Below are 12,217 nucleotides of genomic sequence, written 5' to 3'. Positions count from 1 at the left end.
AAACACACACACTAACTCCAGTTTCCACAATGGGACTTGCAGTTAGTTCAGAGACGCTTGCGTTCTGACAGACTCTCGCGGTCTGTCTAGTACTCCATAGAAAGGAGGTGATCCAGCCGCACCTTCCGATACGGCTACCTTGTTACGACTTCACCCCAATCATCAGCCCCACCTTCGGCGGCTAGTCCCCCTAAGGGTTACCCCACCGACTTCGGGTGTTGCCAACTCTCGTGGTGTGACGGGCGGTGTGTACAAGGCCCGGGAACGGATTCACCGCGGCATGCTGATCCGCGATTACTAGCAATTCCGGCTTCATGCAGGCGGGTTGCAGCCTGCAATCCGAACTACGAACGGTTTTCTGGGTTTTGCTCCACCTCGCGGTCTCGCTTCCCTTTGTTCCGCCCATTGTAGCACGTGTGTTGCCCAGGACATAAAGGGCATGATGATTTGACGTCATCCCCACCTTCCTCCGACTTGCGTCGGCTGTCACCTGTGAGTCCCCATCTTTACATGCTGGTAACACAGATTAAGGGTTGCGCTCGTTGCGGGACTTAACCCAACATCTCACGACACGAGCTGACGACAACCATGCACCACCTGTCTCCCCTGCCCCGAAGGGAAGGTGTATCTCTACACCGGTCAGGGGGATGTCAAGCCCTGGTAAGGTTCTTCGCGTTGCTTCGAATTAAACCACATGCTCCACTGCTTGTGCGGGCCCCCGTCAATTCCTTTGAGTTTCAGTCTTGCGACCGTACTCCCCAGGCGGAGTGCTTATTGGGTTTCCTTCGGCACTGAGGGCGGTAACCCCCAACACCTAGCACTCATCGTTTACGGCGTGGACTACCAGGGTATCTAATCCTGTTCGCTCCCCACGCTTTCGTGCCTCAGCGTCAGTCACTGTCCAGCAAGGCGCCTTCGCCACTGGTATTCCTCCACATCTCTACGCATTTCACCGCTACACGTGGAATTCCCCTTGCCTCTCCAGTACTCAAGCCTCACAGTTTCCAAGGCATTCTCAGGGTTGAGCCCTGAGTTTTCACCCCAGACTTACAAGGCCGCCTACGCACGCTTTACGCCCAGTGATTCCGGACAACGCTTGCCCCCTACGTATTACCGCGGCTGCTGGCACGTAGTTAGCCGGGGCTTCCTCTTCCGGTACCGTCTCGACAGGAGCATTCCCTCTCCTGTCCGCTCTTCCCGATTGACTGAGCTTTACAACCCGAAGGCCTTCTTCGCTCACGCGGCGTTGCTCCGTCAGGCTTTCGCCCATTGCGGAAGATTCCCTACTGCTGCCTCCCGTAGGAGTCTGGGCCGTGTCTCAGTCCCAGTGTGGCCGGTCACCCTCTCAGGTCGGCTACGCATCGTTGCCTTGGTAGGCCGTTACCCCACCAACGAGCTAATGCGCCGCGGGCTCCTCTGTCAGTACTGCCGTAGCAGCTTTCAAAGCAGGAAGATGCCTTCCCGCTGTCTATCCGGCATTAGCACCCGTTTCCGGATGTTATTCCAGTCTGACAGGCAGATTGCCCACGTGTTACTCACCCGTCCGCCGCTAACCTCTGGGAGCAAGCTCCCATCAGTCCGCTCGACTTGCATGTATTAGGCACGCCGCCAGCGTTCGTCCTGAGCCAGGATCAAACTCTCAAATTTGGTCTTGCTTATATCCTGTACTGCTCTTCTCTCAAAGAACAGACGAAGCTCATTTCTTACACAAGCGTCTCTTTCGTGTGTTTAGTTTTCAAGGAACCCTTTGCTTCAAATCCCGATGAACCATTCTGCTGTCAATCCACTGGGTTGGCGGTCCATCTTTCTCCGCTCATCCACTTGTCAATCTCGGCTGAATCATCCCGCCTGAAGTCCTTCATGATGTCTCATAAATGCTGTTATGGCGCGGGTTTTAAAGGCTTTGTTGTCCGGCCCGCTCTCGCGGCGACATCGACTAATATACCACGATGTGAGAGGCAGATCAACCCCTAAATTCAAAAGATTTGACCCTGACCGCGGATTTCGATGGTCCTGCCGACACGCACTTCTGATTGCACCATTTTCCACGCAATATCATACCATGATTGTGGGCCTTCCTTAGTGACCAACATGGGATACAGCCTCAAATCGTCACTAAGGGAGGTCACCTTCGTTCGCCCAAACAGGTCAAGCCCCATCCCGGACTTGCGGTACCAAAGGAGCAAGGCAAGCAAAGTTCGCGCACCTATGCTCTGTCTATCCTCTATTTTACAGCCAGTGCAACGGACTTGCGGTTTAGCAGCAAGTCATCTGCTGTGTTTTTCACAAGCATAGGAGAAACTTGCGCATCGCGAGCTAATACTCGCGAGCTAATAGATGAATACAATTCAATCTCTGCGCGCACTCCACGAGAAATCTCTACCTGAGGCATGGGGCAGAGATGAAATCACTCCACGCCTTCTCCCTTTCCGTCGGAGACGTTCCGTTCCCACTTGTCAATTAAACGCCGATCCTCAGCAGACAGGGCAACTGTTTCAAGTAAATCCGGGCGGCGTATCCAAGTTCTGTAGAGGGACTGCTCGTGACGCCACTGTGCAACCTTGGCATGGTTTCCAGACAACAGAACTGCTGGCACAGTGTGACCTCTGTAGTCGGCTGGTCGAGTGTACTGAGGATGTTCAAGCAGGCCTGAAGCAAACGAATCTTCCTCAGCAGATGCTTCATTCCCCAAGGCGCCTGGCAATAATCTCACGACAGCATCCATTACGGCCATAGCGGGGATTTCACCACCTGTCAGCACAAAATCTCCAACGGACAATTCCTTTGTCGCAACAAAAGATCGAATTCGCTCGTCGAAGCCTTCGTAATGTCCGCATATCAATACGAGATCGTCCAACTGCGACAGTTCTTGTGCCATTTTTTGAGTAAACTGCGCCCCCTGCGGCGTCATGAGAACGATTTCTCGCCCCTTTGCAGACTCGGTGTCTCCATTGATTCGAGTATCGACATCCATTCTCGCCGCGTCCTGATGAAGACTGGTAACGTGATTATCTAAAGACGCAATGACCGAATCTACCGCGTCAAAAATCGGAGCCGGCTTCAGAAGCATGCCCGCTCCGCCGCCAAAGGGATAGTCATCCACCGTTCGATGCTTGTCCGTCGCATAATCCCTAAAGTTGACAACCTCTATATCAACCAACTCCTCATCCCGCGCTCGTTTAATGATGCTTTCGTTCAACACACCCGTAAACATTTCAGGAAACAGAGTTAGAACTCGGATTCGCAGCACCTTGTCACCTCGTCTTACTGTGATAGTTTTTGCCTTACCACACTTGGCTTACCATACCTGGCTTACAGTGATACACTCGCTCTGATTGAGTCTCTGTTCTGTCAAGTCGGTATGACGACAGCCACGCTACGCTAATGCGCGCCGCGGGGTCTCCTCGCGTGCGGCGCCGCCAGCGTCCAGATCTGTGGACTGGACTTACTGATTCATTTCCCGCAACCCCGGCAGAAGGTGAACTGTCATTTCCTTCTTATCGCGATCGACTTTCAAGATGCATTCCTTCAGCGCTGGCACGAGCAGGTCTTTCTGCCCCGGCTGCGACACAACATAGACATCGTTGGCACCCGGAGTCAGCACCTCTTTGATAACTCCAAGTGTCTCACCTTCGTCACTCACAACTGAAAGCCCAATTAGTTCGTGGATGTAATAGTTGCCAGGCTCTAGTTCAGGCAGTTCAGATACGTGAATACACAGGTCCATCCCTTTAAGTCGCTCAGCCGCCTGTACAGTTTCCATGCCTACGAAGGTTACCAACCAAAACTGTTTGTGGGGTCGAGAACTAGCAACTTGCAATTTATCAGTGATTCTGCCGTCCTCTCCTTGCAAATACATTTCTGAACCGCGAGCGAAGCGTTCATTAGGAATCTCCGTCTTTGAAATCACTCGTACTTCTCCGCGTAGACCGTGAGTGTTGACGATAGACCCCACAGTTACATAATCCAGTTCCATTCTGCACCTCCAAGTACCGTACCGTCTCAAACGGCCAACAAAACAATTACCAACCGTCCATAGCTCCACGTCCATGAAGCTCCACGTCCATACTGTCCATACTTCCTGTAACATGCGAAATGAGATAGAATACTGACCCTTTCATCCAGAGTCAGCGTTCCATCTCATTTCACACACGTTGCATTAACACGGCAACTCTACCGGTCAGCGATGGCAATGATTAAACCGCCGACACTGCTTTCACGACCGTCACCTCACGCATGACTGTCTAATTAGGCCAGACCGATACCGCCACGCCGAATCTCTTGTACAATCCCGTCTTTCACCACAATCTCAGAACCTTGCAAGATGCTATTCCAATCATCGCCTACATTGACATCGACCGTTGTTTCCACAGTCATATTTTGCACCTCAGTGCCAATTTCAAGCTGCTGAATCTGCTGAATTTGTTCAATCAGTTCGTCACGCTGCTGAATTCGTTCTGCCTGCTCCTGCTCAATCTGTTCCCGCAGTTGCTGAGCCACGTCTCCGCCCTGACTCATGGCCTGCTCGAGGGCCTGTTTGCCCTGCTCCTCGATTTGCTCCAACTCATAGTTGAGACGGTCAATTTGTTCGCGGGATTCCTGAAGAATCTGTTGCTTGGTTTCTTCCGTCAGAATCAGTTTTACTGCTACTGGTTGCCGAATCGTCAGCATGAAGTATCCTCCCTTTAGTTCCTTGCCTCTTAATGTCTGCGCCCAATGTTACAATCTCTTCTGGCAGCTACAAATACTAGGATGCTGATTCCGGGGAATCAATATTGATAACCACTCGTTTGTCAAGGCGATACGCAGCCGCGCCGACGATACTTCGAATAGCTTTTGCAATTCTCCCGTGTCTTCCAATGACCTTGCCGACGTCTGAAGGCTCTACTTTGAGACGATACACAACCGTATCTCCCTTTTCCTCCTCCATGACCATAACATGGTCTGGATGTTCGACCAAAGACTTTGCCAAGTATTCCACAAGTTCTCTCACCAGCACGACCTCCTCCGCCATCAATCGACAGTTCACGAATCTGCCATCTGCCAGTCATCGTGTGAGCAGCTTGCGGCACATCAACTTAAACACCCGCCCGCAAGTCTCGAGATTCTTCAGCCACTCATTCAACGGCTCATTGAGCCGCCCATTCAGCCAATCATGCAGTGTAGGCCTCAACCAAGCCTAGGCCAAGATGAATCCAACCTCAAGCTCGTTTAGCTGCATCCGGCCTAAGCCTGACCTTGCATAATTCTCTGCTAACTTGCACAATTCTCTGCTAAGTTGAAGCGGCATTGCTGCCGCATTCATTTACTTTTGATATTTTAATTCGTGGTGTTTTTTCATAATTCCTTGTTTACTAAACAAATGACGGACTGTGTCAGACGGTTGTGCACCATTTTGCAGCCACTGCAGTGCTTTTTCTTCATTAATGTGAACTTGCTCTGGAGTTGTCAAGGGATTGTACGTCCCAATTTCCTCAATAAAGCGACCGTCGCGCGGTGACCTCGAATCCGCGACCACCAAACGGTAGAAAGGTGCTTTTTTTGCTCCCATACGCTTCAAACGAATCTTTACTGCCATAATGAATTCCCTCCAAATGTGTTGTATGTGTTGTTTTTATTTCTTTTTCTTCTTCTTGCCCTTGTGCCGGCGTTTGCCATCGCCGCCAATGCGAGGTGTTGACAGTTCCCCATCATCACTAGAAAGCTTCTGCAATTCCTGCAGGGCTTCTGTGTCTCCCATGCCGCCAAGATTACCAAGTCCACCGCCGCCCATCGACTTTAAAGCGCTCATCATGCCACGTTTGCTCATCTTCTTGCCGCCCTTGCCGCCTGAAAAACGCTTCATCATCTGACGCATTTGATCGAATTGGTTTAGCACCTGGTTCACTTCACGCACGGTAACACCGCTGCCATTTGCAACCCGGCGTCTGCGACTCGCATTCATGACGGACGGTTCTACCCGTTCTGATTTCGTCATCGATGAGATGATAGCATCTATGCGATTGAACCGCTTGTCGTCCATATTGATGTTCTCCAAGCCCTTCAGCTTGTTGGCACCCGGAAGCATTTTCATAATTTGATCTAAAGGACCCAAATTGCGAACCTGCTGCAACTGAGACCGAAAATCATCCAAGGTGAATTCCGCCTTGCGCAGCTTCTCTTCCATTTCTCTGGCCTGCTCAAGGTCAACAGTCTCTTGGGCCTTCTCAATCAAAGACATGACATCGCCCATGCCTAAAATCCTTGAGGCCAACCTGTCGGGATAGAAGACCTCCAATGCTTCGATCTTTTCGCCGGTACCCACAAACTTAATGGGGCAACCCGTCACCGCTCGCACAGTCAAAGCCGCACCGCCGCGAGTATCACCGTCAAGCTTCGTTAAGATGACGCCGGTAACGGACAGTTGTTCGTGAAACGACTCCGCAACGTGTACTGCATCCTGCCCTGTCATCGCATCCACCACGAGCAGAATTTCCGAAGGTTCGACAGCTTGCTTAATTCCCTCAAGTTCGTGCATGAGCTCATTATCGATGTGCAACCGACCTGCTGTATCGACAATGACAATATCAGCGCCCTGACGAACGGCCTCCTGCTGACCCGCAATCGCAATGTCCACTGGGTTCGCGTCCGTACCTTGTGAGAACACAGGAACATCTATTTGCTTCCCAAGCACTTCTAACTGCTGAATCGCTGCCGGACGGTAGACATCAGCCGCTACCAAAAGCGGCCTGTGATTGTGCTTGCGGAAGGACAGAGCCAGTTTTGCAGCGGCAGTTGTCTTACCTGCGCCTTGCAAACCTGCCAGCATCACCACTGACGGCGGCTTCGAACTCAGGTTAATGCGTGCTTCCTCTCCACCCATCAACTGCGTAAGTTCTTCGTGAACCACCTTGATAACCTGCTGTCCAGGAGTCAAGCTCTTTTGAACTTCCTGACCGACAGCCCTATCGCGAATGCGGCCCACAAAGTCCTTAACAACTTTGACGTTGACGTCTGCCGCCAACAGGGCTAAGCGAACTTCTCGCATTGCTGATTGGACATCTTCTTCAGTGAGCTTTCCTTTTGACTTTAGCTTACCTAACGCCTTTTGCAGGCTGTTCGATAGTCCTTCGAGCACTTTGCCCCTCCTTACTCAAATCGCTGCCGCAATACTTGAAGGGCAGTCTCCACTTCAATTGCAGCCTCTCGCGACACAAACTGCCGCGCGCGATTCCAAGCCGCAAGTAAGTCTTTCACTGCAGCCTTTGTCCCTTCATTCGAGTCATAGAGATGCAGTATGGACTCGTAGTGTTCCAACTGTTCTTCTGAACGTTTCACATTGTCATGCACCGCTTGTCGGCTCACACCAACTGCTTCCGCAACCTCAGACAGGGACCAATCGTCGAAGTAATACATCTCAAGCACCTGTCGCTGATGTGCTGTCAGCAACTCTCCATAAAAATCATAGAGCAGTCCTACACGCGTGACCTTATCTATCATAACTGCCCCTCCGAATGATGTCAAGCTATGACACTTGACACACTTAAATAACCTGATTGAACCAGTCTGCATGGAGTGATTTAAACGGTAGCCGCGTCAATGAATACGTACAGACTGATGAGAAACTGAATCAATGTCATGTGTCAATCTGACAAATCGCCTCGGAATAAATGGATGCGTCGAACGGCTCTAAGTCATCAATGCTTTCGCCGAGGCCAACCCATTTTACAGAAAGCCCAAATTCCCTGACAATCGGAAGTATCACACCGCCTTTGGCAGTACCGTCCAACTTAGTCACAACAATTCCTGTGACGTCTGCCACTTCCTGAAACGATTTCGTCTGACTCAACGCATTTTGACCCGTCGTCCCGTCCAGTACCAGCAGCACTTCATGGGGCGATCCCGGTAGTTCCCGCTTCGCCACCTTCGCCATCTTCGCTAGTTCAGCCATCAGGTTGGCTTTGTTGTGCAGCCGGCCGGCTGTATCACAGAGAATCACATCTACGCCCCGCGATTTTCCGGCTACGATGGCATCGTAGATGACCGCAGCGGGATCGGCGCCCGGTGCGTGACGAATAACATCGCAACCAGCCCGTTCGCCCCACTCGAGCAACTGGTCAATAGCCGCAGCGCGGAAAGTGTCCCCAGCAGCCAAAATGACTTTTTTGCCCTGATCCAAGTAGTGACGTGCTAACTTCCCTATTGAAGTGGTCTTTCCAACTCCATTGACGCCGACAAACATATACAGACTTGGCCCGTCTGGTGCAACTGCCATTTCTGTGTCGCAGTCGCTCAGCGCTTTCTCCATGGCGCTTTGAAGTAACCTCGGCAACTCACCACCGTCTTGTGCGCGTTCAGCCTTTGCCTGTTTACGAACTTCATCGACGAGCCACAGGGAAGTGTCAACGCCTACATCTGCGGAAATCAATACTTCTTCCAGTTCTTCAAACAATGATTCGTCTAGTTTTTTACCCGACAAGGCTTGGCCAATCCGTCCAAAGACTGCATTTCGACTTTTTGTCAGGCCCTTTTTGAACTTGTCAAACAGTCCCACTTCACAACACCCTTCCATTCAACCGACAACTGCTCCTATTTCAAGTTCCTATTTCAAGTTCCTATTTCAAGTTCCTATTTCAAGTTCTCTATTTTTATGTCAAGCCGTTTCCGTATCCGGCTCCAGTTCACTCAGTTTTACGGCAATGAGGGACGAGACTCCAGATTCTTGCATCGCAACGCCATAAAGCACATCTGCCTCTTCCATTGTTCCACGCCTGTGGGTCACGACAATAAACTGAGAGTCGTCTGAGAAACTTCGCAAATACTGTGCAAATCGACCGACATTTGCTTCGTCAAGAGCCGCTTCCACTTCATCCAGGACCACAAAGGGTACAGGCTTAATTTTGAGAATTGCAAACAGCAATGCCATCGCGGTCAGAGCGCGCTCACCGCCAGACATCAGGTTTAAGTTCTGCAGTTTCTTACCTGGAGGTTGAGCAATCACTTCAATTCCTGCATTGAGAAGGTCGTCTGCGTCTGTCAGCTGTAAATCTGCCTTTCCGCCGCTAAACAGTTGTCGAAATGCAACCTGAAACTCTGTGCGAATCTGCTCGAACGTAGCAGCGAAACGCTGCGACATCTCCTCGTCCATCTCACCGATAAGCTGCGTCAACTGCATTCTGGCTGTTTCCAAATCACTGCGCTCAGAGCGCAGGAAGGTCAGCCGTTCTGACAACCTGTCCCATTCTTCGATGGCCCCCAGTTGGACTTCTCCAAGTTGATTGATGTTGCGCCGCAGACCCTCTGCATGACTTCTCACTGTCTCTACATTTTCTAGAGCAGGATAGTTGTCCTTGGCCCATTCGTAAGTCATTTTGAACTGATCGCCCATTCGTTGAAGCGCATGGCCTAACTCAACATCAGCCCGCTCCGCTTGCACCTCGGCACGGTGTACCTGTTCTTCCGTAGTGTGCACCGTCTGCTGTTGCTCGCGCACTCGTTCGTCAGCTGTACGGAGTTTTTCCTCAGCTTCCTTGCGCTGCATTTTTGCCTGCGCAATGGAATCTTCAATGCCGCCCACTCCATAAGACAACTCCGTACTCTGTTCTTCCAATCGTACAATTTCGTTCTCCGTTTCAGTGAGGAGTACTTCCAAACTGCTTTCTTCATTTTTCAGTTCCCCGCTGCGTTCAAGCAGGCGCCTTCTCCTCTGGAAAGCATCCTGAATTCTTTGGTGGACACTGTCCCTCTCCTGCGTTAACGTCGCAACTTCAACACGCATCGCAGTCATGTTTTCTTGGACTGCAGCAAGTCGTTTGTCTCGTGCTTCTAGCTGCGCTCGGCGCTCCGACAAACGCTGTTCAATACTCTCCAGTTCTGTTTCAATACTCTTTAACCGCACGGCAGCCTGCTCGATTTTATCACGCCATACGTTCTGGCCCTCATCCATTTGTTGCTGTTCCAGCACTAAGGCATCGTAAAGTTCCTGAGAATGGTGTTCACGGGTCTTCATTTCCTGCAACCGAATCTGTATGTCGCCCATTGCGTCGCGATAGGTCCCAATCTGCTCTTCCAACTCGCGTTGACGCGCCTTTAACTGTACTAATTCATTCCGAAGCTGTTGTTGCTTTTGTTCTAACTCGGACCGCTCTTTTCCACCTTCCTCAAGCTCATGCTCCACTTGACTGCGCTCCCGGTTGCGTCCAAGCAAACCAGGCCCCTTGCGACTATGCGTCCCGCCTGACATCGTTCCGCCCGGATTCACAACGTCCCCGTCTAATGTAACGATACGTACCCGGTAATTCACCAGTCTGGCAATCTCGTTGGCAGACTGCAGCGTTTGTGCAACAATCACGTTTCCCAAGAGGTGCTCAATGACAGAGCGATAAGCTGAATCGGTCTGAACAAGACCACTGCCCATGTCTAAAAAGCCTTGGTGATGAGACACTTTGTTGTAGTCGCCATTGTTCAAGAAGCGTCCCTTAATGACGGTAAGCGGCATAAAGGTAGCGCGTCCGGCCTGTCGTTGTTTCAGCATTTGGATAGCGACGCGAGCGGACTCTTCATCGTCAACCACAATGTTCTGTAACGCGCCGCCAAGGGCGGTTTCGATAGCCGTCTCATAACGTTTCTCGACGCGAAGCAGTGAAGCAAGAGAACCGTGAATCCCATTAAGCCGTCCCTTGTCTGCTGCCTGCAAGACCGAACGTACTCCAAAAGCATAACCGTCGTAACCAGATTCGAGGTCCTGCAACAATTCTGCGCGAGAGCGCAGAGCCGCCAGTTGTGACTGTAAACGACCCAACTTTGAAGCGGTCTCTGACTCTTCACCCGTGACTTCTTCCGAACGGTCCTTTGCAGCCTGCCACTGCCCGATAAGGGCATTCATTTCGTCTGACTTCTCCTCTTGCTCTCGGATAAGCCCTTCGACTTTGGCGTGCAACGTGTCAGTTTCCTGTGCTCGTTGCTGAAGATCCTCAACAACTCGCCTTCGACGCCTCTCCTCATCCCCCGCGGACTGTTCAGCCTGCTTCATGGTGTTCCTAGCATTGGCGGCCTCCTGATGCATCTCAATCAACTCAGCATTCAGTTGATTAATTTCTTGCTCAAGTGCAGTACGTGCATCCGGATTCACTTCATTTGCAGCAAGCTCGAGCTCAGCGGTTTTGATTTCCAGTGAGGCTGTCAGTTCCTGCAGTCGGCGCTTTTCCGACTTAATCTGGTTTTCAATTTCATTCAGTTCTGAACTCAACTCAGCCCGTTGCCGTCGTCTCTCCTCGAGTGATTGGCGGGAGTTTTTTCGACGCTCTGTCAGCAGTTCCAATTGCCCCTGATTTTTTTGCCGCAGCTCAACTGATGCCATCAGTTGCTGCTGTAAGGATTCCGCTGCTTGCAGATTGAAGTCCAGTTCTTGTCTTGACACAGATGCACTGTGTTCCAGTTCTGCCAAGTGCTTCGCTGCTTCTTCTCGACGTCTTTTCCACTCGGCAATATCCTCAGCGGTTTGTTTCCACCGTATCTTTAACTGTTCAATATCGTGAACCAGCAGCGATATATCCAGACTCGTCAACTCGCCGTGGAGTTTCTTGTAGGTTTTGGCTCTTTCGGCTTGCTGTTCGAGAGGTCCCGCTTGTCGCTCCAGTTCTGATACAATGTCGTCAACACGCAAAATGTTGTTGGCTGTTTCCTCCAGCCTGCGCGTGGCTTCCCGCTTTCGGAACTTAAATTTCACAATCCCGGCGGCATCCTCAAACGGACCGCGGCGGTCTTCAGGACGAGTAGAGAGCATTTCTTCAATGCGTCCTTGTCCAATAATGGAATAGGACTCACGGCCAAGTCCGGAGTCCATAAATAGTTCGGTAATGTCCTTCAGTCTGCACGCTTGCTTGTTCAGCCTGTATTCACTCTCACCGCTGCGGTATACACGACGCGTAATGTTCACTTCGTCATATACGACAGGAAGATACCTGTCCGTGTTATCGAGGGTTAGGGAAACTTCACAGAAATTAATGGAACGCCGGGTTTCACTGCCTGCAAAAATCACATCTTCCATTTTGCTTCCCCGCAAACTGCGAGCGCTTTGTTCGCCAAGGACCCAGCGAATCGCATCAGAAATATTGCTCTTTCCGCTTCCATTGGGGCCGACCACAGCCGTTATACCAGGAGAAAACTCAATGGCGGTTTTGTCTGCAAACGACTTGAACCCAATGATATCCAACCGTTTCAAAAACACCTTGCGTCC

At 51.1% G+C, this 12,217-nt stretch carries 9 protein-coding genes and 1 rRNA gene; all 10 read right to left on the bottom strand.

The features are described from left to right. Positions 1-100 precede the first annotated feature (100 nt). The 10 genes from GI364_RS10405 to smc all read right to left on the bottom strand — a co-directional run bounded on the left by GI364_RS10405 (position 101) and on the right by smc (position 12,208). A 16S ribosomal RNA gene (locus GI364_RS10405) occupies positions 101-1,647 on the bottom strand. A 760-nt stretch (positions 1,648-2,407) separates the two neighbouring features. After that, entirely contained in the window at positions 2,408-3,247 is an 840-nt protein-coding gene (trmD, locus tag GI364_RS10400) for a tRNA (guanosine(37)-N1)-methyltransferase TrmD (protein WP_198853956.1), read from the bottom strand. 198 nt (positions 3,248-3,445) lie between these two features. Next, the gene (rimM, locus tag GI364_RS10395; RefSeq protein ID WP_198853503.1) at positions 3,446-3,976 is read right to left on the bottom strand and encodes a ribosome maturation factor RimM; all 531 of its coding nucleotides are present in this window, start codon (positions 3,974-3,976) and stop codon (positions 3,446-3,448) included. A 272-nt stretch (positions 3,977-4,248) separates the two neighbouring features. Further along, on the bottom strand, positions 4,249-4,671 hold the full coding sequence (locus tag GI364_RS10390; RefSeq protein ID WP_233096097.1) for a YlqD family protein: 423 nt from the start codon (positions 4,669-4,671) through the stop codon (positions 4,249-4,251). A gap of 76 nt (positions 4,672-4,747) precedes the next feature. Then, positions 4,748-4,993, bottom strand: coding sequence for a KH domain-containing protein (locus tag GI364_RS10385; protein ID WP_198853502.1), 246 nt, complete (start codon positions 4,991-4,993; stop codon positions 4,748-4,750). A 312-nt stretch (positions 4,994-5,305) separates the two neighbouring features. Then, the gene (gene rpsP, locus GI364_RS10380) at positions 5,306-5,578 is read right to left on the bottom strand and encodes a 30S ribosomal protein S16 (protein ID WP_198853501.1); all 273 of its coding nucleotides are present in this window, start codon (positions 5,576-5,578) and stop codon (positions 5,306-5,308) included. 36 nt (positions 5,579-5,614) lie between these two features. Then, complete coding sequence (gene ffh, locus GI364_RS10375; RefSeq protein ID WP_198853500.1) at positions 5,615-7,117, bottom strand: signal recognition particle protein; 1,503 nt, start codon at positions 7,115-7,117, stop codon at positions 5,615-5,617. An 11-nt stretch (positions 7,118-7,128) separates the two neighbouring features. Beyond that, positions 7,129-7,479 (bottom strand): YlxM family DNA-binding protein, encoded by a 351-nt coding sequence (gene ylxM, locus GI364_RS10370; protein WP_198853499.1) that lies wholly within the window; start codon positions 7,477-7,479, stop codon positions 7,129-7,131. A 136-nt stretch (positions 7,480-7,615) separates the two neighbouring features. After that, a complete protein-coding gene (gene ftsY, locus GI364_RS10365) occupies positions 7,616-8,533 on the bottom strand; it encodes a signal recognition particle-docking protein FtsY (protein WP_198853498.1) in 918 nt (305 codons plus the stop codon). A 99-nt stretch (positions 8,534-8,632) separates the two neighbouring features. Beyond that, entirely contained in the window at positions 8,633-12,208 is a 3,576-nt protein-coding gene (smc, locus tag GI364_RS10360; protein ID WP_198853497.1) for a chromosome segregation protein SMC, read from the bottom strand. Positions 12,209-12,217 lie beyond the last annotated feature (9 nt).

The sequence above is a fragment of the Alicyclobacillus sp. SO9 genome (genome assembly GCF_016406125.1).
Classification (GTDB): domain Bacteria; phylum Bacillota; class Bacilli; order Alicyclobacillales; family Alicyclobacillaceae; genus SO9.
Note: the sequence above shows the minus strand (reverse complement) of the source record. Positions and strands in the feature narration are given on the sequence as shown.

Excerpts from the sequence above, each read along its gene's own strand:
- ylxM (WP_198853499.1), bottom strand. The coding sequence starts at position 7,479 with ATGATAGATAAGGTCACGCGTGTAGGACTGCTCTATGATTTTTATGGA.
- GI364_RS10390 (WP_233096097.1), bottom strand. The coding sequence starts at position 4,671 with ATGCTGACGATTCGGCAACCAGTAGCAGTAAAACTGATTCTGACGGAA.
- rpsP (WP_198853501.1), bottom strand. The coding sequence starts at position 5,578 with ATGGCAGTAAAGATTCGTTTGAAGCGTATGGGAGCAAAAAAAGCACCT.
- rimM (WP_198853503.1), bottom strand. The coding sequence starts at position 3,976 with ATGGAACTGGATTATGTAACTGTGGGGTCTATCGTCAACACTCACGGT.